The organism is Thiohalocapsa marina, assembly GCF_008632335.1.
Classification (GTDB): Bacteria; Pseudomonadota; Gammaproteobacteria; order Chromatiales; family Chromatiaceae; genus Thiohalocapsa; species Thiohalocapsa marina.
This window is the reverse complement of sequence record NZ_VWXX01000017.1, coordinates 51941-72916: the sequence shown is the minus strand read 5'-3', so window position 1 is coordinate 72916 and position 20976 is coordinate 51941. Positions and strand designations below refer to the sequence as shown.

Here is a 20976-nt window from a genome sequence, read left to right as displayed (position 1 = left end):
GAATCCGTCCCTGGAGGCTTCACGATCGCGTCCTGCGATCGAGACCCCCGCCCGCCGCCACCCAGCCCGGCAGCCCTGCGCTACCCTCGGCTGGTTGCGCCAGATTGTCGCCGGAAGCTGGCGGCTGGCGGCTGTAATTAAAAACTCTGTCTTGCCTCTGCGTTCTCTGTGACTCTGCGGTTTATCGAGCCGTGTCCAGGGACAGCATGAGCACTGCTGTGCGGCTGGTGGCTGAAGGCTTTTTTGTAAATGCGAAAAATATCCCTTGTCCTGGTCTGGCTCGGCTTCGTCTTTCTGCTGCTGCAGGGGGCCGGGTTTCTGTTTTATCAGCTCGAGGTTAGCAAGCCGGTCAGCGGCTACGGCTATCCGGCCGGGCTCACCATCCCGCATGCACAGCTTGGCTATCATTATCAGCCGGGCTTTTCGGGTCTGTTCAAGGGGTCGGCCTATCAGCAGATCCCCATTGATATCAATGATCAGGGCTTTCGCGATGACCCCTTCGATCCGGTGCCTGGCGAGGGCCGGCGAGTGGCTGTGCTGGGCGATTCGGTGGTGTTCGGCGCGGGGGTGGCGCAGACGGAGCGCTTCACCGAGTGTCTGGAGCAGCGGGGCGACAAGGGCGCGGCAGGTCGTCGCATCCTGAACCTTGGGGTCAATGCCTACACCATTGGCCATTATGCGACCCTGGCGCGGGCGGATTTCCTTGGCACCGGCCCCGAGGCCGTGCTGGTGGGCATCACGCTGAACGATTTCGAGGCGATGGAAAGCGTCGGGCCGGCGCGTCGCATGCAACGGCATGCGGAGGAGCTGCACAAGCCCACATGGATTGCGCGCATCCAGGAGCGCATCGGCCGCCTGTATGCGGTTCGCTTTGTAGAGGAACTGGAGACCCGGCTGACCTATGCGCTGATGAATGCGGACGAGCGCGAGGACTATCACACCAAGTGGATGCGCAGCGCTGCGGCGGGCTGGCAGCAGGCGGAGAATCGCGCGCGCTTCGAGCGGGAACTCGATGCGCTGATCGAGGCGATGCAGACGGCGGAACTACCCCACGCCTTCGTGCTCTTTCCGGAACTCAATGCACTGCGTGAACCCGCGGAATTCGACGCCCCGCGGCAGTTGCTGCGTTCGCTGCTGAATCAGCGCGGGCAGCACTACTGCGATCCCTACGATGACTTTGCGCGACAGCCGGACCTGCAGGCGCTGTTCCTGGACCGCGATAGCGTCCATTATACACCCCTCGGGCATGAAGTCCTGTGTGCGGCAATCGAGCGCTGCATCGACGCGCAAGCCCTGCCTGGGGTGTTTGCGCCGGATGCGGTTTCCGGCGACCGCGAGGCATTGGATCCCCCGCCCCTCTCCAGGACTTTATCCGGGGGGCTCTCCGAGCGCTGAAGTTTCGATTCCGAGGGCCTGCAGATAGGCCCGCGCGCTGGCCTCGATGCTGAATGCCTTGGTCCGGCGTCTTAGGGTGGCCGGGTCAGTGGGGGCTGCGAGTGCCTGGTCCATGGCACGGGCCAGCGCTGTGACATCGCCCACCGGCACGAGCCGGGTGTGGGGTCCGTCGTCCAGGATCTCGCGCGGCCCGGATGGGCAGTCGGTGCTGACCACTGGCGTGCCGCAGGCCAGGGCCTCGACGATGACGATGCCCAGGCCCTCCCAGCGGGAGCTGAGCGCGAACAGTGCGGCCCGGGACATGAAGGCGTAGGGGTTGGTCTTAAACCCGGCCAAGTCCGTGTCCTGGGCGACGCCAAGCGACTCGGCCAGCGCCAGCAGTCGCTCGCGCCGGCGTCCCCGGCCGAGGATGATCAGCCGGCAGCGCCGATGCGCGCGCACCTGGGCGAAGGCCTGCAGCAGCGTCTCGAAGTCCTTGCGCGCGCTAAGTTCGCCCACGCCGAGGATCACCGGCGGCTCGCCGGGCCGCAGCCAGGGGTGTGCCGCCGGTGCCGCGGCCAGGGTGCGCAGTTCGGCGGACACGACGGGGCTGGGGCAGACGTGGATGCGGGCCGGGTCGACGCCGTAGTGCTCGCTCAGGTCCGCGGCGACGCCGGCGGACGGCACGATGATGCCGTCGGCGAGCCGGTACAGATAGCGGATCGAGGCGCCCTGCAGTGCGCGTTCCAGCCGGCTCCGGCTGGCCAGGTTGACCGAGACCGTGGTGCCAAGCCGCACCAGCAGGCGGGTGTCGGACTGGATCCCGGCCAGGCGCCGCGCCAGGATGGCGATGCGGTTGACACGATCCTTGTCAGTGAGTAGCGCCGCGGGCCGCTCGCGCCGCAGATAGCGGATCAGGGCCGGCAGGGCGGTGTTGACATGGGCGGTGCCCAGATCGACACGACGGACGCCGTCGGGCAGGTTCGGGATATCTGGCCCATGCTGCCGGATCTGCAGCAGATCGACGTCCAGGCCCCAGGCCGACCACTGTGTAACGAGATTAGCGATGATCCGGTCCACTCCGCTGTGGCCGGATGTGGCGGCGAGAACCGCGATACGCGGGGCCCGGGGTTCGTTCGTCACGACGCCGAGCCCGCAAGTCCCAGCGCGCGCCGATAGGCGCTTGCGGCCCGCCCGGCGTCGAATCGCTCCGCCCCCGCTTGCAGGCTCTGCGCCGGTAGCGGCGCGGCAAGCGTTCTGCGCATGGCCTCGGCCAGGGCGCGGTGATCGCCCACCGGCACCAGCGGCCCGAGCCTGCCCGCTTCGAGGAGATCCGCCGGTCCGCTGGGGCAGTCCGTGGAGACGCAGGGGGTGCCGAGGGTGAGGGCCTCGATCAGTGCGTTGTTGCCGCCTTCGAACAGCGAGGAGATCACGAACAGGTCGGCGGCGGCCATGAACGGAAATGGATTGGTCTGGTGCCCGACCAGGTCGACCCGATCGGCAATGTCCAGCCGGTCGGCCAGGGCCTCCAGCGACCGGCGTTGATTGCCCTCGCCGCAGATGATCAGGCGCGGGTCATGGTCGTCCGCGCCGAGACGGGCGAGGGCGCGCAGCAGGGTGCCGTAATCCTTTGCGCGCACCAGGCGGCCGACGCTGACGATGAGCGGGCTCTGCTGATGCGTTATCCAGGGATGGATGGGGGGATGGATGGTGCTGACCTCTGCCAGCCGCCGGACGCGCTCGGCGTCGATGGGGTTCCAGATGGCCTCCACGGGCGGGGCCGGTCCGCGGCCGAGCATGCGCCTGATGGAGCGCGCGATGCTCGGGGTGTTGCCGATCAGCAGGTCCGCCCGCCGGTAGAGCGAGGCCATGCGACGGGCCTTCCAGGGGGCCGTCAGCGGGTTGCTGCGGCGCAGCTTCTCGGGCACATCGGTACCGATGCGAAAGGCGATGCGCGGACGCGGCTCGGTCCAGGGATGTGCCGCGAGCAGGGCATGGGCCTGGTCGCGATTGCTGAGCAGGGCATGCGGCTGCCGCACGGCGAGGTAGTGCGCCAGCTGCCGATGTCCGAGCGCGGCATCGTCGGTGTCCAGCGTCCAGGTCGCCAGGCCACGGCCGAGCTCGTCGACGTCGGGGGTCTCGCCCGGCGGCAACAGCAGGTCGATCGCGACGCCCTGGCGCAGCAGGGCCTGCATCAGCGTGATCATCACCCGTCCGATGCCGCCGGGCCCGGGCCGGAAACCGAGCAGCCCGAGTCTGTTCTTCCTGTCGTTCATGGTTGCCGCTCCGGAAGCAGAATGGACAGATAGCGGGCGGCGACGGTCCGCGGCGCGAAGTCGGCGGCGCGCTCGCGCAGCCGGGCGGCAGCCACCGGCGCCGCCAGGGTCTCGGCCATGGCCCGGGCCAGGGCCTCATGGTCGCCCACCGGCACCAGCGGGCCCAGGGCGCCGTCCTGCAGGATCTCCCGCGGGCCGCTGTCGCAGTCGGTGGCCACCACCGGTGTGCCCGTCCCCATGGCCTCGACCAGCACGTTGCCAAAACCCTCCCAGGCTGAAGACAGCACGAACAGCCGTGCGGCGGCCATGTGCGCCCTCGGGTTGGGCACGAAGCCGGGCAGGGCGACACGCCCGTCGATGCCGAGCCGTTGCGCCAGGCGCGCGAGATTGTCCCGCTCCTCGCCTTCGCCGATAATGATCAGCCGATAACCGTGCGAGCCGGGCATCCGGGCGAAGGCCCGCAGCAGGGTGGCAAAGTCCTTCTGGCGGCTCAGGCGCCCGGCGGCAAGGACGACTGGGGGTTGCTGCTCATAAGCAAGCCCGGATGCAGACCCAGATGCAAGCCAGGCATGCAGCGACGTGGCGGGCTCGGCATCGGCCGAGCCGATGGGATTGTGGATCACCGCGATCCTTGCGGCGCTGGCGGGTACCAGCCGTTGCAGATCCGCCGCGACGCCATGGGAGACGCAGACGATGGCGTCCGCCAGTGGATAGCGAAGGCGCAGCGCGCGCCGTCGCAACAGGCGGCGCAGCGGGTCGAGGCCGCGCAATCCGGGCGTGAGGGCGTTGTGCACACTGAGCACGATCCTGGTGGCGCCACCGGCCTGGGCCGCGGCCAGCAGGTTGGCGCGGTGGCCGGCGGCCAGCAAGGCGCGCGGTTGGCGCCGTGCCAGGTAGTCGGCGAGGGCGCGCCGGTGCCGTCGGCGGCCCGCGAGACCGAGGTTGAACACCGTCAGGCGGGGATCGATGCCGGCGACGGACTGCCGCGGGTCCAGCGGGGAAAAGCCCACCAGTTCGACCCTGGTTCCGGCGTCGCAAAGCGCGGCGGACAGGGCCGTGACATAGGGCGTGATGCCGCCGTGCGTCCTGCCGCCGCTGCGTCCGATGGGGCTGAGGATGGCGATGTCCGGGGACTGGGTGCGGGGCTGGGCGGGAGACTGGGCGGGGTGCATGGCCGGAAGCGGGGTCTGGTCCGTGAGGGCGCGGCTGCGCGGCAGTGTAGCAGCAATTCCAACTTTTCAGTGATCGACCCGGACCACCATGACACACCGCATCGCCCAGGCGCAGACACTCGGGCTTTACCTGCTGGCGTTATCGCTGTTTCTGATCCCGGCCGGGGTCTCTGCGGCGCTGGTCCTGCTCTGGGCGGGCTTCTTCGCGCTGTTGCTAACTCAGCGGCCGCTTCCGGGCCATGCCGCGGTGTGGATTGCCCTGGGCTTCGTCTGTTATTGCCTGCTGCAGATCCCGTTCGAGCGCTATGTCCTCGTCACGCCGGATCAGCAACTGCGGGCCGGCCTCAAATGGATACAGCTGGCCTTCTTCGTGCCGGTGGCCTACGCCCTGCGCGGCGATCAGCGCCTGTTGCTGCGGCTGTTGTTGCTGGCCCTTTGCGGCCTGCTGCTGGGCATGGTCTTGCGGGGCGACTGGGCGCTGATGGCGGACGGTTTTCAGGCCTGGCTGGTGGTGCGGCCGGGCTTCGGCTTTACCGCGATCGCCTTCGCGCTGTACAGCGGCACGGCCCTGATCGGCATGCTCGTGCTGTACCAGCGCTGCTGGCGTGGGGCCGCGGGTGGCGCCGAGGTATGGCGCGTCCTGCTCTGGCTGGTCGGGGTGCTGGTGCTGCTGCAGGGGGTGGTCGTGAGCCTGTCGCGGGCGTCCTGGCTGGCGCTGCTGCTGACGCTGCTGCTCGGCGGCTGGCTGACCTGGCGTGACCGCGAGCGGCAGCCGGGGCCGGCCGTGCGCGCGCGCTTCGGCTGGCTGGTGATCGCGGCGCTGATGCTGGCGGTGGTGCTGAACGGCACCCTGGTGCGGGAGCGCATGAGTGCCGAGGTCGAGTCCTTTTCCGCGACCCTGGCGGGGGCGGGCGATACGGGGCCGGCGACCTCCCTGGGGCTGCGCTGGCATGCGCAGCAGTTCGGCCTGCAGCGGTGGCTGGAGCGGCCGGTATTTGGCTGGGGTCCGGGCGCGAGCCGGCCGTTGATGGAGTCCAGCGGCCATGCCGGCCTGCGCTCGGAGCCCGACGGGCTGTTGCAGCATCTGCACAACAGTTATCTGGAGATCCTGGTGCAGCTCGGCGCCGTCGGGCTGGCCTTCTTCGCGGCACTGTTCCTGGCGCTGCTGTGGTCCGTGCGCCAGGCCACGGCCGCCGGTCGCCTCGACCGCGATGTGGCGCGTTTTCTGATCCTGGCATTTGTGTTTGTCGCCCTCTGGAGTCTGTTCAATTTTCGCGCCCTGAACCAGGACTGGCGTGCCTACTGGGGCTTGCTGGCGGGTGCCATGCTCGCGTTCTCCCTCTGGCCGGGTCGGGCGCGGATGCCGGAGGTGCCGCGTTGAAGGGTTTGCGGCCGCCACCGCGCCGGATCCTGCTGGTGCGCCTCAGCGCCATCGGCGACATCGTGTTTGCCTCGCCACTGGCGGCGGCCTTTCGTCGCGCCTGGCCCGAGGCGCACATCGCCTGGCTGGTCCAGCCGGACTGCGCGCCGCTGCTGCGGCACCATCCGGACCTGGACGAGATCATCGAATGGCCCTACGCGCGACTGCGGGCCCACTGGCGCGCGGGGCGTCGGCGCGTGCTCTGGGGGGAGGCGCGGGCGCTGATTGCCGGGTTGCGGGCGCGTGAGTTCGATCTGGCGGTGGATCTGCAAGGTCTGCTGAAGAGTGCGTTGCCCGCGCGCCTGTCCGGCGCGCCCGTGCGCATCGGCCTCGGCTCGCGCGAGGGCAGCAGGCTGCTCATGACCCGGGTGGTGGCGCCACCACCGGACGAGCCGCGCATTGGCTCGGAGTATCTGCACCTGGCACGGACGTTGGGGCTGCCGCTGGATGGCTTCGAAATGGCCATTCACTATGATGCCGCGTCGGCCCGGGCGGCGGAGTCGCTGCTGGCGGACCGCGGGCTCGGCAACGGGGCTGTCGTCATCTGTCCGTTCACGACGCGGCCGCAAAAGCACTGGATCGGCGAGCGCTGGGTGGCCCTTGCGCGTCGGCTCAAGGCCGAAACGGGCTCGCCGGTGCTGATGCTCGGTGGACCTGGCGACCAGGACGCGGCCGCGGCCATGGCGACGGCGGCAGGCGATGCGCTGGTGGATCTCACGGGGCAGACCTCGCTGCTTACGGCGGCGGCCCTGATCGACCGCTGCCGGGCGCTGATTGGCGTCGACACCGGTCTGAGTCACATGGGAATTGCCTTTCGCCGGCCGACGTTGCTGCTGTTCGGCTCGACCTGTCCGTATCTGGACACGACCCGGCCTGATGCCCGCGTGCTCTATCATCCGCGGGACTGCTCGCCGTGTCGCCGACGGCCGACCTGCGACGGCCGCTTCGACTGCATGCGCGACATCGGCGTGGATGAGGTGTTCGACGCCTTGCGCGCCCTGCCGGGGGTGTCTTTGTGAAGATCCTGCATGTGGAGGGCGGCGCCCACCTCTACGGTGGTGCCCAGCAGGTGCTCTATCTGCTGCAGGGCCTGGGCGGCCATGGCGTGGAGAGTCACCTGGCCTGCCGCCCGGGATGCGATCTGGCCCGGCGCGCGGCGCCCTTTGCCCGGGTGCACGAGCTGCCCATGGGTGGCGACCTGGATCTGGGCATGATCGGGCGGCTGCGGCGGCTCATCGAGACCCTGCGTCCGGACCTGGTGCATCTGCACAGCCGCATCGGCGCGGACGTGATGGGCGGCATCGCGGCCCGCCTGGCGGGCGTGCCGGTGGTGCACACCCGCCGTGTCGATAACCCAGAGCCGCGCTGGCTGGTGGCGTCCAAGTACCGGCTGCACGATCGCGTCATCGCCATCTCCGAGGGCATCGCTCGCGTGCTGCTGGCCGAGGGACTGCCGCCGGACAAGCTGCGCGTGGTGCGCAGCGCGGTGGTCGCCAGGGATTTTCAGCAGCCCTGCGAGCGACGGCGCGTGCTGGAGGCGCTGGGGCTCGGTCATGGTGGCGAGGGCGGTGAGCTGCTCCTGGTCGGGGTCATCGCGCAGCTCATCGAGCGCAAGGGCCATGGGGTCTTGCTCGATGCGATGCCGGCCTTGATCGAGCGCTTTCCGCGGCTGCGGCTGGTCCTGTTCGGCAAGGGGCCGCTGGCGGGGCGGCTGCAGCAGCGAATCGACGCCGAGGGCCTGGCCGAGCATGTGCGGCTCGCGGGCTTTCGGGCCGATCTGGGGCAGATCCTTCCCTGTCTCGATCTGCTGGTGCACCCGGCCCTGATGGAAGGGCTCGGCGTGTCGCTGCTGCAGGCATCCGCCGCGGCGGTGCCCATCGTCGCGAGCCGCGTGGGCGGCATCCCGGAGGCGGTGCGCGATGGTATCAATGGGCTGCTGGTGCCGCCGGGTGATGTTGATGCCCTGGGGCGGGCGGTGGCTGCATTGCTTGCGGACCCGGCGCTCAGGCGCCGGCTTGGGGCCGCGGGCCGGGCCTTGATCGAGGAGGAGTTCTCGCCCGGCGTCATGGTGGAGGGAAACCTTGCGGTGTATCGGGAGCTGCTGTCTTGAACAGAACCACCTCTCCGACGGCCTGGATCATCGGGCTGGCGCTCGGCTATTTCTCGCTGAACGCCTTGCTGCTTGGACTGGTCTCGCCGACGGCTGAATGGGATCACGCCGAGCAGCTGATCCTGAGTCAGGTGTGGCAACTCGGTTACAACAGTCAGCCACCGCTCTACACCTGGCTGGTGCAGGGGCTGTTTTGGGTGACCGGCCCGAGCCTGTCGGCGCTGCTGGCGCTGAAGGCCGCGCTGCTGACGCTGTTCGTCGCCGGTGTCGCGCTATCGGCCCGGGAGTTGGGCCTGACGCGAGAGCAGCAATGGATCGCTGTGCTCGGGCTGTCGCTGATCCCGCAGATGGTCTGGGAGGACCAGCGCAACTATACCCATACGGTACTGGCGCTGGCCTTGGCGGCCTGGACGCTGTATCAGTTCCTGCGGCTGCGGCGCACTGACGGCTGGATGTCTTACGCCCTCTGGGGGTTGTTGCTCGGCCTTGGGACGATGAGCAAGTACAACTTCGGACTGTTTGCCGTGGCCCTGGTCCAGGGTGCAGTGACTGTCGCGTCGTATCGGCGCCTGTTGTTCACGCCGCGCCTGCTCATCGCCGCGGCAGTCGCCGCCGTCGTCTTCCTGCCGCATCTGATCTGGGTTTTGCAGAATGTCGAGCCGGCCTCCGAGGGCTTCCATAAGCTCGAGATGACCCGCGGGATCGGCTGGGCGACCCTGTTCGACCTTGCCGGTGGTCTGCTCGCGAGCCTTGGCGTCTTGCTGCTGGTGTCGCCCCTGCTGATCCGGCGCTTGCCCTCGGGCTCAAGGCAGCCTGATCCGGCCTGTACGTTGCTCGCGCGCGTCGCGCTGGCCGGCGTCCTGGTGGCGGCCTTGATGATCCTCGCCAGCGGTGCCCGCGACATCAAGGAGCACTGGCTGCAGCCTCTGATCTTTTTCGTGCCGCTGTTGCTGGCCTGCCATGCCGCGCCGGGGCCGCGGGCGTTGCGGCTGTTCCGGGGCCTCGTCCTGGTGGTGCTGCTCGGCGTGTCCATCGCGCTGCCGGGGCAAGCGCTGTTCGCCGATCCGGAGCGGCCCTCGCGCTTGAACAAGCCCTACCGGACGCTCGCGGTCCAGATTCAGGCACAGATTGGAGGCGAGATCGATGCAGAAGGGGTAGGTCGCACCCCGGCACTGATCCTGGCGGATTCCGATCCGCTGGCGGGCAATCTGCGTCTGGCCTTTCCGCGGGCCATTGTGATGTCGCAGCGCAGCCTCTTCCCGGAGCTGTTGCCCGCACGGGACTGGCTGATCGTTGCCGAGACCCCTTTGGATGCGGGCTCGGCGTTCCGCGTCTGGCTCGGCGATCGACTCGGCATCGAGACGCTAACGCCCGCCGTGGCGCGCGCGCGGTATTACCATATCGACGCCGGCGAACTCGAGCTGCACTGGGCATGGCTGGGGCAGGGGAGGTGAAAGAGGCGTCAGCCGACAGTTAGCTTTCAACCGCCAGCCGCCAGCCATGGACTTCCCGTGTTAACCGCGGGGGCGCAGAGGACACAGAGATAAGAAAGAGAAATACGAAGGGAATCTTTGCGGTCACTCTGCATTTCCCTCACCTTGTATGTTTGCGGTCAATCGAGCCGCGACCAGGCGCGATCGGCGAGTGTTGCCCGGCTGGTGGCTTGGGCTCTGGAAGTCGGCCTGCCGGGCTTGTTGCGCTAGCTTGTCGCCGGAGGCTGGAGGCTGGAGGCTAAATCAAAAAACTCTCTCCTGCCTCTGCGTTCTCCGTGCCTCTGCGGTTAATCGAGCCGCGTTCGAAGCGATCGGCGTGTTGCCCGGCTGGCGGCTTCTTCACCCCTCAATCTCGTCGAGCAGTTCGAGGTACCGTGCCGCGCTCTTGAGATAGTGATAGTCGCTGACGGCATCCTTGAGCACCGGCGGCGGCAGTGGATGGTCCAGGGTCTGCGCCATGGCCTCGCTCAGGGCGTCTGCGTCTCCCACGGGCACCAGCGGGCCGAAGCGTCCGCCGGCCAGGGTCTCGCGTGGGCCGCTGGGGCAGTCTGTTGACACCACGGGCGTGCCCAGCGCCATGGCCTCGGTGAGTACGTTCGGCGAGCCCTCCCAGGCGGAGGAGAGCACGAACAGGTCGGCGTTGGCGAGAAACGGGTACGGATTGCTCTGATGGCCGGGGAGGTCGACGTCTGCTTCGATCTCCAGCGCCGCGATCTGCTGCGTCAGTCGTTCGCGCCAGCCACCTTCGCCGATGAGAATCAGCCGGCACGGACGCTGGCGTCGCACGCGCGCGAAGGCCTGTATCAGGGTGCTGAAGTCCTTCTGTCGTTCCAGCCGGCCCGCGCCCAGCACGACGGGGCATTGTGCGCGCTGCGCCGGATTCAGCCAGGGGTGGGGGACGGCCTGCAACGCGCGCTGCTGCATGTCCGGCGTGATGACGGGGTTGCGGATCACGCGGATGCGTTCGTGCGGATAGTACGCAATGGCGCGGGTGTCTGCGGCAACCCCGTCGGAGACAGCGACGATGCGCTCGATGGACGGATAGAGCCGTCGGATCGGCGCGTAGCGCAGCCAGCGGTTCACGGCGGATCGCTCCGCCATGGCGGTGGAGAGGTTGGTGCCCAGGCGCAGAACGATGCGGGTGTCGGTACCGGCCAGGCGGCGCGCCAGCACCGCGGCGCGTCCGGCCCGGTCCTTGGCAACCAGCAGTACCGGCGGGCGATGCCGGCGCAGGTATCGCGCGAGACCGAAGGCGGCCAGTTGCGTGTGCCGCGAGCCGGTGCGGATGCATCGGACCGCCGCCGGCAGCCGCGACAGGTGCTGGCTGCGGTCATCGGCCAGCAGCAGGTCGACCGGGTGACCCAGGTCGACGAAGCCTTGCATCAGGTTGACCAGCATGCGCTCGACGCCGCCGTTGCCGGAAAAGGAGGCGAACACGGCCACGCGGTTCGGGGCGCTGGCGGGGGGGCGATGCGGGGGCGATTCAGTCTGGGGCAAGGGCGTCGTGCACGGGTGGTGGCAAACAGCATGGGGCATTCGCCATGTGCGGGAAGTGCGGCTCAAGTCGCGGATTCCCCGACGCGCGGCAGACAAGCGGGATCGAATCAGTATACGATCACGAAACTCGGCAGGAAAGACCAGCGGTAACGGGAGTGCGTCAGGGTGATGCGAACAGTCCTGCGCCGAATGGCGTTGATCCTCGGCCTGATCGCGTCAGGCAGTGCAGTCCGGGCGGCGGACGAATCCGCCGCGGTCTGCTGAGGGGACTCCCGCGAACTGGTGCCAACATGAGCGCAACTGCCTGGCCACCGAGCCTGCACAGCATTGGTAGCAAGGCCCTGGGCGGAGCGGAGCCCTGGGTGCAGCGTTTTGCCGGCGCCCTCTCCGAGCGCGGGGCCCCTGCCGCCGTTGCCGTTCGCGCTGGCGGCGCACTGGCGCAACTCGACCTGGGTGGGCTGCCGGTCCATGCATTGCCCTTCAGAAGCGTCCGGGATTTGTGGTCGCGGCGCGCGGTGAGGCGTGCGTTCCAGCAAACGCAGCCGGACATCGTGCAGACCTACATGGACCGGGCCACCCGCCTGACGCGCCTGGCGGCAGGTTAGGGGCCGGTGCATGTGGCCGTCCGGGTGGCTATTACAAGCTCGCGCCCTATCGGCATGCCCATGCATGGATCGGCAACACCCGCGGTCTGTGCGGCTGGATGATCCGCCAGGGTCTGCCCGCCGCGCGGGTGCATCACATCTATCCGGCCGTGGTCCATGCCATCAGCGGCTGGCTCGGTCGGCGCATGACCTGGTCCAGGCCGGAACCCGGCCGGGCGCGACCGCGGCGAATCACTCATTCGCCCCGTCATCGTCCCACAGCAAGTCCGCCATGACCCCCATGGCGCTGGACAGCCGAAGCAAGGTATCGGCGCGCGGAATTCCCTTGCCGGACTCAAAGCGCGCCACCTGCGCCTGCGTGACCTTGGCGCGGCTGGCCAGCTCGGCTTGCGTCCACCCCAGCCAGAGCCGCCAGGCCTTGAGCAGGCTGTGGCCTTGCTGCACGTTGAGCTTGACCACCGCATGCGGCAGGGTGTCGCGCTTGCCGCCGTGGCGCGTGAGCAGGGCCTCGTACTGCGCCATGGGCAACACGGCAAACGCGGGCACGCCGTTGTGCTGAATAATCTGTACGTCAGTTGGTGCGTTCATCGCGCTTCTTAGCCTCATCGATCCAGCTGATCTCGATCACGGCATCCACGGTCATCAGCACCCTGAACTCGCCCACCCGCAGCCGATGACTGTAGGCATGATTGACCAGCGGCTTGACGTCGCAAGGCTCGCCGGCGGAAAAGGCATCGATTGCCGCCAGAATCCGCGCGTCCGCTTGCGTGTTGCGCAGATTCCTGAGTTGCTTGCGCGCCTTGTTGCGCCATTCGATCTGCATGGCCCAAATATATACGATCAGATATAACCGGAAAACGTCCGCCAGCGAAATCGCGTCGCTGGTCGATCCGCCACTCCGACTCCAAACCAAGATGACGGCGACCAAGGCAACACGAGTACAGACCAGGCGACCACTGCCATTGACCTGACCCCGGACATCGACCCCGTCAGGTTCAGAAGGTCAGCCCGGAATCGATCTGCATCCGCACGCTGCCGCCGTTCTGGATGCGCACGCCTGGTTGCATGCGGATTCGCAGGCTGGCCTGCTGCGCCTCCAGCATCACCGTCCAGTAGGTCACTGGCACGAACGGGTCGTTGCGCAGCCCATCGGCGCTTAACAGGGCCTGCATGTCCACCCCCGTGCTGAAGGCCAGCGGCAGGTCGCGTACCTCCTCGTTCACGTCGCCCAGCACCACATAGGGCCGGGTGGCATCCTCAATCGTCAGCACCACCTGAGTGATGCGGGTCGATTCGATGACCCGGCGGTATTCATCGGTATTGCCGGTACCGGACTTCCAGTGATTGACGATGACGGTCAGCAGGTCTCCAGATCCGGTCACATCGACCGTTGCCGACAGGATGTAGCGGGTCAGGTCCTCTGTTCCGAACTTCACGGCGACAGGGAAGAAATGCGGTCAGGAGGGGCGCCAAGGTGGCGAAGGCGAGCCGAAACCGAATCGGTCCGATGTTCATGTCCTTGACGGACCACCGGGTGGATGTTTCGGATCGAGACCTAGATAAGGGTCGACGGGCGCGTTAGTTACGCGTAACCCTTGGAAGATGGTGCCGAGGAGAGGACTTGAACCTCCACGAGCTTTCGCCCACATGGACCTGAACCATGCGCGTCTACCAATTCCGCCACCTCGGCAGGTGGGGTATTCGCAGTTGCCCTGCGAAGAATGCGCATATTAGTGAGACAGGCAGGCGCTGTCAACTGTAAACTAGGATCTTTCGGCAACGACGCAGACGGTTATCGTGGCACGACGCAAAAAGGCACAGAGCGCAAGGCATCTGGACCCTCACCAGCAGCGTGAGGCAAAGAAGTACCAGAACCCCATCCCCAGTCGGGAGTTCATTCTCGACACGCTGACCCAGCATGGCGTGCCGATGGCGTTCGAGGAGGTGGCCAAGGCGCTGGACCTGGATGCCGAAGAGGACCTGGTGGCCCTGGGCCGTCGCCTCGGGGCCATGGTGCGCGACGGCCAGCTGGTGCGCAATCGGCGCGATGCCTTCTGTCTGGTGAACAAGCGCGATCTGATCGCCGGTCGGGTGATCGGCCATGCGGACGGCTTCGGCTTCGTCCGGCCGGACGACGGTGGCGACGACCTCTACCTCTATCCAAAAGAGATGCGCGGTCTGTTCCACGGTGACCGCATCGTGGCGCGCGTCACCGGGCGTGACCGGCGAGGTCGCCTCGAAGGCTCGGTGGTCGAGGTGCTGGAGCGCTCGACCAAATCGGTGGTGGGGCGGCTCTATTCCGAGAGTGGCGTCGGCTTCGTGGTGCCGGACAACAAGCGGCTGTGCCACGATGTGATCATCCCCAGCGACCGCCTGCAGGGCGCGACCCAGGGTCAGATCGTGGTGGCGGAGATCACGGACCAGCCGACCAAGCGGACCCAGCCCATCGGGCGGGTGGTGGAGGTGCTGGGCGATCACATGGGGCCGGGCATGGAGACGTCCATCGCCATGCGCGCCCACGACCTGCCGGTGGACTGGCCCGAGGCGGTGCAGGCGCAGGCGGCCACCTTCACCGAACAGGTGCCGGAAGTGGCCAAGGCCGGGCGCACCGACCTGCGCCATCTGCCGTTGGTGACCATCGACGGCGCCGACGCGCGGGATTTCGACGACGCCGTGTTCTGCGAGCGCAAGCCCAAGGGCTGGCGGCTGCTGGTGTGCATCGCCGACGTGTCCGCCTATGTGACGCCGGACAGCCCGCTGGATCGCGAGGCGCTGAACCGCGGCAATTCGGTCTATTTCCCGGACCGGGTGGTGCCGATGCTGCCGGAGGTCCTGTCGAACGGCCTGTGCTCACTCAATCCGCAGGTTGATCGCCTATGCATGACCTGCGAGCTGTATGTCAACCGCGAGGGCAAGGTGACACGCTCGCGCTTCTTCGAGGCGGTGATGCGCTCCCATGCGCGGCTGACCTATGACCAGGTCGCCGCCATGATCGTCGACGGCGACCCCGCGCTGTGCGAGCGGCACGCCGGGCTGCTGTCGCACCTGCACGAGCTCTACGCCCTGTACCAGGTCCTGCTGGGCGCCCGCGAGGAGCGCGGCGCCATCGACTTCGACACGGTGGAGACCAAGTTCGTCTTCAACGACGCCAAGCGCATCGAGCGCATCGAGCCGGTCACGCGCAACGATGCCCATCGCCTGATCGAGGAGTGCATGCTGGCGGCCAATGTCGCCGCGGCGCGGCTGTTCCAGCGCAAGAAGATGCCGGCCCTGTTCCGCATCCACGAGACGCCCAAGGAAGAAAAGCTGTCGGACCTGCGAGAGTTCCTGGCAGAGCTGGGGCTGAACCTGCCCGGCGGGAGCAAGCCGTCGGCCAAGGACTACGGCACCCTGCTGCGCTCTGTCAAGGGCCGGCCGGACGCCCATCTGATCCAGACGGTCTTGCTGCGCTCGATGCAGCAGGCCATGTACAGCTCCGACAATGTCGGGCACTTCGGCCTGGCCTACGAGGCCTATACACATTTCACCTCGCCCATCCGCCGCTATCCGGACCTGATCGTCCACCGCATCATCAAGCATATTCTGGCCGGTGGCACGGCGGCGGATCTGGACTATTCCAAGCCGGATCTGCAGCAGGTCGGCGAGATCTGCTCGGGCACCGAGCGTCGCGCCGACGAGGCGACCCGCGATGCCGAGGACTGGCTCAAGTGCGAGTACATGCAGGACAAGCTGGGCGAGGACTTCGACGGCACCATCACCAGCGTGCAGGGCTTCGGCATCTTTGTCGAACTGGACAATGTCTATGTAGACGGGCTGGTGCACATCACCGCCCTGGACAATGACTACTACCATTTCGATCCGGTGGGACACCGGCTCACCGGTGAGCGCACCGGCCAGGTCTACCGCCTGGGCGACCGGTTGCGGGTGAAGGTGGCGGCGGTGAATCTGGACGACCGCAAGATCGATTTTGTGTTGTCCGAGCCGGCTCAGCAGCAGGCGCCGAAGAAGCGTTCACGCTCCCGGCGCAAGCGCAAGGACTGAGCGTGCCTGACGGGACGCCGGTCGCTGGCATCAACAGCGTTCGCAGCGCGCTGAAGTTCGGCGCCGAGGGCGTTGCGGAGCTGTGGCTCGACCGCCGGCGCCGCGATCGGCGTCTATCGGAGCTTGCGGACCTGGCCCGCGAGGCGGGCATCGGGTTGCGACAACTGGACCGCACGGCGCTGGATCAAGCGGTGGACGGCGCGAATCACCAGGGTGCGGTGGCCTGGGTGCGGGTGCCCTCGGCCCGCGGCGCGGCGGATCTGGCGGACCTGCTCGCAAGCAGTGAAGGCGCCCCGCTGTTGCTGGTGCTGGACGGGGTGACGGATCCGCATAACCTTGGTGCCTGTCTGCGCAGCGCGGATGCCGCGGGCGCCCAGGCGGTGATCGCCCCGCGGGATCAGTCGGTGGGGTTGACGCCGGTGGTGGCCAAGGTGGCCTGCGGGGCGGCGGAGACGGTGCCCTTTGTCCAGGTGACGAATCTGGCGCGCACGCTGGAATGGCTGAAGGAGCAGGGGGTGTGGGTCATCGGGGCAGCGGGTGAGGCGGAGTCGACGCTGTTCCAGAGCGATTTGCGCGGGCCGACGGCCTTGGTGCTGGGCAGCGAGGGCAAGGGGTTGCGACGCCTGACCCGCGAGCGTTGCGATCTGCTGGTGCGTCTACCGATGCTCGGCACGGTGGAGAGCCTGAATGTCTCGGTGGCGGCCGGCATCTGTCTGTACGAGGCGGTGCGGCAGCGGCTTGCGTCGTGACTGTGTTTGCATGAGACGCTGATTTATCGGCCTCCCGGATCCGATTCCAGGCCAAAAGTCAGCATTTCCTTGGATATTCGAAGAGACCCGGCATGGCTGCCGGGCCTCGCGTTGCGGACGATCAATCAGCGAACGACTGGGGTCATCACTTGACCTCGATCTTCTGCCGCGGTGTCGTCTCGCGTTTCGGCAGGCGGATCTCCAGCAGCCCCTTGTCGAAGGTCGCCTCGACCTTGTCTCCCGCCACCTCCACCGGCAACCGCATGGTCCGGCAGAAGCTGCCGCGTGCGATCTCGGCATGATAGTAGTTCTCTTCCTCTGTCTTTTCTTCATGCCGGCGTTCACCGCGGATGGTGAGCATGTCGCCGCTCAGGTCGATGTGCAGGTCCTTCTTGTCGATGCCTGGCAGTTCGGCTCGTACCAGCAGTTCGGTTTCATGGTCGACCAGGTCCACTCGCGGCAGGCGCACCTCGGCTTCAGTCTGCAGCGCGGTCCAGTCCGGCCAGAGGTCGCGGAACGGACGCAGCCAGTTCGGGTTCATGAGGCCGCGGCTGAGCATGGTGTCGAATGCCCGGTCCATCTCGTCGAGGAGGCCGGGTTCGTGCCGCTGCAGTGTCTTGCCTGTGTCTTTGCTTTTGATCTTCATTGTGATGTCCTCCCTTTTCGGTGTTCCCTTACATTTAAAACATAGTGCACGGGGGGCTGTCTGGCAAGGTCTGTTTTTGAAAAAAGTGTTTTCAAACAGTTTGTTATGGCGTTCCCACGCGTTGTGGGAAGACCGTTCTGCGAGTCGGCACTTGGCCTTGGGGGGTGTGGCCCCGACATCTCGGGGCACCAGTAGCGAACCCGCGTGGAACGCCGTTTTTGCGGCGTGCGGGGGATCAGTCAGGGCATGGTGTGCCCGATAACAGAGCGAGAGATCGATGCAGACAGAAGCAGTAGCACAGCTTATCCGCGATGGCTTGCCCGGAGCGGAGGTGGAGGTGTCCGGCGATGGCAGCCATTTCGAGGCGGTGGTGGTCAGCGCGGCCTTCGAGGGCCTGCCGCCGATCAAGAAACAGCGGTTGGTGATGGATACGGTGAAGGCGCAGATTGCGAGTGGTGAACTGCATGCGCTGTCGATCAAGACCCTGACGCCTGGGCAGAGGGCCTAGGGATAGGCTGATTTATTCAGCATTTCCCGCACGGGGCAGGAAGCCCCGTCCCCCTACGGAAACGCTGATTTATTCGGCGCTTCCCGCGCGGGGCAGGAAGCGTCTGCTCAGGGCTGAGTTGGCGTTCCTGGTTTTGCCTACAACCGGCTGGGGCCGTCAGGCGCGGCGGCGCTCGGGTTCCCGGGTGGGCCATGCCTCGGTTGAGGTGACGGGGGCCGGTTGCAGTGACTCGACGTCCTCCGGTGGGGGCTCCGGGCTTGGGCTCCGACGCTGAGCGGCGCTGAATCGGCAGGAGAAGGTGGTGCCGCGGCCTGGGTCGCTGGCGACGGTGAGCTCGGCGTCATGCCGCGTCAGCACGTGCTTGACGATGGCCAGTCCCAGGCCGGTGCCACCGGATTCGCGCGAGCGTGCCCGGTCCACGCGGTAGAAGCGTTCGGTCAGGCGGGGGATGTGCTCGGCGGCGATGCCGGGGCCGTTGTCTTCAACGGTGAATACCGGTCCTGTCGGGTCGTTGTGCCAGGAGACGCGGATCTTGGTCTCTTCCGGTGTGTGCTTGACGGCGTTGAAGACCAGGTTGGACAGGGCGCTGTGCAGTTCGGCCTCGTTGCCCAGCAGCCACAGGTCGGGGTCGGCATCGAGCAGGATGTGGTGAGCCTCGCCGCTGAGGGTGCCGGCGTCGGTGACGATACCTTGCAGCAGCCGGGAGATGTCCACTGGCGCGAGGTGGTCGGCCCGGTCTTCCATCTCAAGGCGCGACAGGGTGAGCAGGTCTTCGATGATGGAGCGCATACGCCGGGTCTGGTTCTGCATCTTTTCCAATGGCCGGCGGTGGCCCTCTGGTGTGGCCGCGGAGTCGGCCAGGGTTTCCAGAAAGCCGGCGATGACGGTCAGCGGCGTGCGCAGTTCGTGGGAGACGTTGGCGACGAAGTCGCGCCGGATGGCGTTGATGCGCTGGATCTTGGTGATATCGCGTCCCATCACCAGGCGCTGTCTCTTGCGCTCGCCGAATGGCGCCACGCGCAGCGACAGGGTGATGGCCTGGTTGTGCTGCGGGGTCATCTCGAGGGGTTTGCCCAGGTCGGCGCCGTCGATGTAGTCGCCGAGTCCGGGCTGCTGGCAGATGTCGGCCAGCCGTTTGCCGTCGTCTCGGGGCCACTGCACATCCAGCAGGGCGGCGGCGGCGGGGTTGGCCCATTCGATCCGTTTGGTCTTGCCCAGCACCACCAGGGCGTCCGGTACGGAATTGGCGGCTTCGCGAAAGCGCCGCTGAAACCGCACCTGGCGCTTGCGACTCTTGCGGCTGCGTTGCTGATACTGGCCGATGGCGCGGTAGATCTCGCCCCAGACGCCTTCCGGAAACGGCGGCACCAGCCGGTGGTGGCGCCGGATCATGCGCGCCAGCCGCCAGAGCCAGAACAGGTGTCGGCCCAGATAGGTGCCCAGCGCGATGAGCAGGGCCAGATGCCAGTCTGCACCCAGTAGCGCGAGGCCGGCCGCCAGCCAGGCGGCGGCCAGGGCCAGGGTCAGCTCATGCAGGGTCGGGTGCATGTCGTGTGGGTCACTTGTCCGAGAAGCGGTAGCCGACGCCGCGCACCGTCTGCAGCAGGTGCTCGTGGCCGGTGGCCTCCAGGGCCTTGCGCAGGCGCCGTACATGGACGTCGACGGTGCGCTCTTCGACGTAGACATGGTTGCCCCACACCTGGTCGAGGAGCTGGGAGCGGCTGAAGGCGCGGTCGGCGTGGGTCATGAAGAAGTGCAGCAGGCGGTATTCTGTGGGGGCGATGTCGATGGCGCGGTCGCCGGCGCTGACCCGATGGCTGACGTTGTCGATGATCAGGCCGCCGATCTCGATCTGCGCCGACACCTCTTCTGCCCGACTGCGTCGCAGCACGGCGTTGACCCGGGCCACCATCTCCCGCGGCGAGAACGGCTTGGTGATGTAGTCGTCGGCGCCGGTGTCCAGGCCCTTGATGCGGTCGTCTTCCTCGCCGCGGGCGCTGATCATGATGATGGGGATGCTGCGGGTCTTGGGATTCTGCTTGAGCTGCCGCGCCAGTTCCAGGCCGGAACGGCCCGGCAGCATCCAGTCAAGCAGCAGGATGTCCGGTTGCTCCGGCAGCAGCCGGCGTGCCTCGTCGGCATGGCTGGCCTCGAGCACGCGGAAGCCGGATTCTTCCAGCGTGAAGCGGATCACGTCGCGGATGTCGGGTTCGTCATCGACGATGAGTACGGTTGCCATCGGGTGTCGGCGCCTCGGTTTCTCGATGGACCGCATGATATGGACATGGGGTTACGGTAAGGTTACGACGCCGGCGCCCGGGTGTCATCGCCGTGTCCTGAGGTGGAAATCCTTCCCACACCAGGGGCGGGGTGTTTTATCCTTGCAGACAGTCCTTTGGAAGGGGCTGGTTTGACTAGCATGTCCCTGACGGATCAGTCACTGAGCAGGGGGGGGAAGGCCGATGTCGATCCCGGTATCGATCCCGGACGCGGGCAACGAGTTGGAGTCCGAGACGGGACGCAGGACCGTCTTTCGCGGCAAGATTGTCGATGTGGGGCTGGAGCGGGTCCGTCTGCCCACCGGGCGGGATGTGGAACTGGAGGTGATCCATCACCCCGGCGGCGCCGCTGCGGTGGCCATCGACGAGCGCCGGCGGGTCTGCCTGTTGCGCCAGTACCGGCATGTGGCCGGCGGCTGGCTGTGGGAGCTGCCGGCGGGCAAGCTGGACCCGGGCGAGGGGCCGGCGGTGACGGCGGAGCGGGAGCTGGCGGAGGAGGCGGGGCTGATGGCGGCGCGCTGGGATTCCCTCGGTCGGCTGCACAGTTCTCCCGGCGTCTACGGCGAGGTGATCCATCTGTATCTGGCGCGGGGGCTGAGCGAGGTGGATCTGGGCCATGAGGCGGACGAGGTGATCGAGGTGCACTGGGTGGCCCTGAGCGATGCGCTTGCCTGGTGTGCGGACGACACCATCACCGATGCCAAGACCCTGATCGGGCTGTATCGCGCCGATGCCCTGTTGCGCGGTGCCCGGGCCGGCGACGGCGCCTGCTGAAACCCGGCTGTCGAACCCCGGCGCTCCCCCGG

20 protein-coding genes and 1 tRNA gene are annotated in these 20976 nt (G+C 67.3%); 10 read left to right on the top strand and 11 right to left on the bottom strand.

The features are described 5' to 3' along the window. The first annotated feature begins 249 nt into the window (after positions 1 to 249). A complete protein-coding gene (locus F2Q65_RS11795) occupies positions 250 to 1395 on the top strand; it encodes an SGNH/GDSL hydrolase family protein (protein ID WP_150093611.1) in 1146 nt (381 codons plus the stop codon). Here F2Q65_RS11795 and F2Q65_RS11790 read toward each other — a convergent pair. From F2Q65_RS11790 to F2Q65_RS11780, 3 genes are read right to left on the bottom strand one after another with little or no spacing between them, the layout of a single operon-like run. Continuing rightward, a complete protein-coding gene (locus F2Q65_RS11790) occupies positions 1369 to 2454 on the bottom strand; it encodes a glycosyltransferase (RefSeq protein WP_246156170.1) in 1086 nt (361 codons plus the stop codon). The genes F2Q65_RS11795 and F2Q65_RS11790 overlap by 27 nt on opposite strands. A gap of 59 nt (positions 2455 to 2513) precedes the next feature. Further along, the gene (locus F2Q65_RS11785) at positions 2514 to 3650 is read right to left on the bottom strand and encodes a glycosyltransferase (RefSeq protein ID WP_150093607.1); all 1137 of its coding nucleotides are present in this window, start codon (positions 3648 to 3650) and stop codon (positions 2514 to 2516) included. After that, positions 3647 to 4822 (bottom strand): glycosyltransferase, encoded by a 1176-nt coding sequence (locus tag F2Q65_RS11780; RefSeq protein WP_150093605.1) that lies wholly within the window; start codon positions 4820 to 4822, stop codon positions 3647 to 3649. The genes F2Q65_RS11785 and F2Q65_RS11780 overlap by 4 nt, the downstream gene beginning before the upstream one ends. Before the next feature lie 88 nt (positions 4823 to 4910). On the opposite strand from F2Q65_RS11780, the gene F2Q65_RS11775 reads away from it, so the two are divergent. Genes F2Q65_RS11775 through F2Q65_RS11760 form a run of 4 tightly spaced genes read left to right on the top strand, consistent with a single transcriptional unit; the run spans position 4911 to position 9806 of the window. Further along, a complete protein-coding gene (locus F2Q65_RS11775) occupies positions 4911 to 6203 on the top strand; it encodes an O-antigen ligase family protein (protein WP_150093603.1) in 1293 nt (430 codons plus the stop codon). Beyond that, positions 6200 to 7261 (top strand): glycosyltransferase family 9 protein, encoded by a 1062-nt coding sequence (locus tag F2Q65_RS11770; RefSeq protein ID WP_246156169.1) that lies wholly within the window; start codon positions 6200 to 6202, stop codon positions 7259 to 7261. Before F2Q65_RS11775 ends, F2Q65_RS11770 begins: the two co-directional genes overlap by 4 nt. Continuing rightward, positions 7258 to 8352, top strand: coding sequence for a glycosyltransferase (locus F2Q65_RS11765; protein ID WP_150093601.1), 1095 nt, complete (start codon positions 7258 to 7260; stop codon positions 8350 to 8352). Before F2Q65_RS11770 ends, F2Q65_RS11765 begins: the two co-directional genes overlap by 4 nt. Beyond that, a complete protein-coding gene (locus F2Q65_RS11760) occupies positions 8349 to 9806 on the top strand; it encodes a glycosyltransferase family 39 protein (RefSeq protein WP_150093599.1) in 1458 nt (485 codons plus the stop codon). Before F2Q65_RS11765 ends, F2Q65_RS11760 begins: the two co-directional genes overlap by 4 nt. A 378-nt stretch (positions 9807 to 10184) precedes the next feature. On the opposite strand, the gene F2Q65_RS11755 is transcribed toward F2Q65_RS11760, so the two are convergent. Further along, complete coding sequence (locus F2Q65_RS11755; RefSeq protein ID WP_386115040.1) at positions 10185 to 11282, bottom strand: glycosyltransferase; 1098 nt, start codon at positions 11280 to 11282, stop codon at positions 10185 to 10187. A gap of 350 nt (positions 11283 to 11632) precedes the next feature. On the opposite strand from F2Q65_RS11755, the gene F2Q65_RS11750 reads away from it, so the two are divergent. Continuing rightward, positions 11633 to 11947, top strand: coding sequence for a glycosyltransferase family protein (locus tag F2Q65_RS11750; protein ID WP_150093597.1), 315 nt, complete (start codon positions 11633 to 11635; stop codon positions 11945 to 11947). A gap of 231 nt (positions 11948 to 12178) precedes the next feature. Here the strand turns inward: F2Q65_RS11750 and F2Q65_RS11745 are convergent, their stop codons facing one another. The 4 genes from F2Q65_RS11745 to F2Q65_RS11730 all read right to left on the bottom strand — a co-directional run bounded on the left by F2Q65_RS11745 (position 12179) and on the right by F2Q65_RS11730 (position 13637). Next, positions 12179 to 12535 (bottom strand): helix-turn-helix domain-containing protein, encoded by a 357-nt coding sequence (locus F2Q65_RS11745; protein WP_150093595.1) that lies wholly within the window; start codon positions 12533 to 12535, stop codon positions 12179 to 12181. Next, positions 12519 to 12875 carry a type II toxin-antitoxin system RelE family toxin gene (locus F2Q65_RS11740; protein ID WP_246156168.1) on the bottom strand — a complete coding sequence of 119 codons (357 nt, stop codon included), beginning with the start codon at positions 12873 to 12875 and terminating at the stop codon, positions 12519 to 12521. The genes F2Q65_RS11745 and F2Q65_RS11740 overlap by 17 nt, the downstream gene beginning before the upstream one ends. 67 nt (positions 12876 to 12942) lie before the next feature. Next, complete coding sequence (locus F2Q65_RS11735; protein WP_150093593.1) at positions 12943 to 13383, bottom strand: exonuclease/endonuclease/phosphatase family protein; 441 nt, start codon at positions 13381 to 13383, stop codon at positions 12943 to 12945. A 167-nt stretch (positions 13384 to 13550) separates the two neighbouring features. Beyond that, positions 13551 to 13637, bottom strand: a tRNA-Leu gene (locus tag F2Q65_RS11730). Positions 13638 to 13744: 107 nt separating this feature from the next. Between F2Q65_RS11730 and rnr the strand changes: the two genes are divergently transcribed. Beyond that, positions 13745 to 15988 carry a ribonuclease R gene (gene rnr, locus F2Q65_RS11725; protein ID WP_150093591.1) on the top strand — a complete coding sequence of 748 codons (2244 nt, stop codon included), beginning with the start codon at positions 13745 to 13747 and terminating at the stop codon, positions 15986 to 15988. A 2-nt stretch (positions 15989 to 15990) separates the two neighbouring features. Then, entirely contained in the window at positions 15991 to 16737 is a 747-nt protein-coding gene (gene rlmB, locus F2Q65_RS11720; protein ID WP_150093589.1) for a 23S rRNA (guanosine(2251)-2'-O)-methyltransferase RlmB, read from the top strand. Positions 16738 to 16882: 145 nt separating this feature from the next. Here the strand turns inward: rlmB and F2Q65_RS11715 are convergent, their stop codons facing one another. Beyond that, complete coding sequence (locus F2Q65_RS11715) at positions 16883 to 17383, bottom strand: Hsp20/alpha crystallin family protein (protein WP_150093587.1); 501 nt, start codon at positions 17381 to 17383, stop codon at positions 16883 to 16885. A gap of 277 nt (positions 17384 to 17660) precedes the next feature. On the opposite strand from F2Q65_RS11715, the gene F2Q65_RS11710 reads away from it, so the two are divergent. Next, positions 17661 to 17891: a BolA family protein gene (locus tag F2Q65_RS11710; RefSeq protein WP_150093585.1), complete on the top strand. Its 231-nt coding sequence runs from the start codon at positions 17661 to 17663 to the stop codon at positions 17889 to 17891. Between the two features lie 156 nt (positions 17892 to 18047). Here F2Q65_RS11710 and phoR read toward each other — a convergent pair whose 3' ends face one another. Together phoR and phoB are read right to left on the bottom strand one after the other, a co-directional pair. Further along, positions 18048 to 19439: a phosphate regulon sensor histidine kinase PhoR gene (gene phoR / locus F2Q65_RS11705; protein ID WP_150093583.1), complete on the bottom strand. Its 1392-nt coding sequence runs from the start codon at positions 19437 to 19439 to the stop codon at positions 18048 to 18050. A gap of 10 nt (positions 19440 to 19449) precedes the next feature. Next, positions 19450 to 20130: a phosphate regulon transcriptional regulator PhoB gene (gene phoB, locus F2Q65_RS11700; RefSeq protein WP_150093581.1), complete on the bottom strand. Its 681-nt coding sequence runs from the start codon at positions 20128 to 20130 to the stop codon at positions 19450 to 19452. A gap of 223 nt (positions 20131 to 20353) precedes the next feature. Between phoB and F2Q65_RS11695 the strand changes: the two genes are divergently transcribed. Continuing rightward, positions 20354 to 20944, top strand: coding sequence for an NUDIX domain-containing protein (locus F2Q65_RS11695; protein ID WP_150093579.1), 591 nt, complete (start codon positions 20354 to 20356; stop codon positions 20942 to 20944). The last annotated feature ends 32 nt before the right edge of the window (positions 20945 to 20976 follow it).

Coding starts and splice junctions, on each gene's coding strand:
- F2Q65_RS11795 (WP_150093611.1), top strand. CDS start 250: ATGCGAAAAATATCCCTTGTCCTGGTCTGGCTCGGCTTCGTCTTTCTG.
- F2Q65_RS11785 (WP_150093607.1), bottom strand. CDS start 3,650: ATGAACGACAGGAAGAACAGACTCGGGCTGCTCGGTTTCCGGCCCGGG.
- F2Q65_RS11780 (WP_150093605.1), bottom strand. CDS start 4,822: ATGCACCCCGCCCAGTCTCCCGCCCAGCCCCGCACCCAGTCCCCGGAC.
- F2Q65_RS11775 (WP_150093603.1), top strand. CDS start 4,911: ATGACACACCGCATCGCCCAGGCGCAGACACTCGGGCTTTACCTGCTG.
- F2Q65_RS11750 (WP_150093597.1), top strand. CDS start 11,633: ATGAGCGCAACTGCCTGGCCACCGAGCCTGCACAGCATTGGTAGCAAG.
- F2Q65_RS11745 (WP_150093595.1), bottom strand. CDS start 12,535: ATGAACGCACCAACTGACGTACAGATTATTCAGCACAACGGCGTGCCC.
- F2Q65_RS11715 (WP_150093587.1), bottom strand. CDS start 17,383: ATGAAGATCAAAAGCAAAGACACAGGCAAGACACTGCAGCGGCACGAA.
- F2Q65_RS11710 (WP_150093585.1), top strand. CDS start 17,661: ATGCAGACAGAAGCAGTAGCACAGCTTATCCGCGATGGCTTGCCCGGA.
- phoR (WP_150093583.1), bottom strand. CDS start 19,439: ATGCACCCGACCCTGCATGAGCTGACCCTGGCCCTGGCCGCCGCCTGG.
- phoB (WP_150093581.1), bottom strand. CDS start 20,130: ATGGCAACCGTACTCATCGTCGATGACGAACCCGACATCCGCGACGTG.
- F2Q65_RS11695 (WP_150093579.1), top strand. CDS start 20,354: ATGTCGATCCCGGTATCGATCCCGGACGCGGGCAACGAGTTGGAGTCC.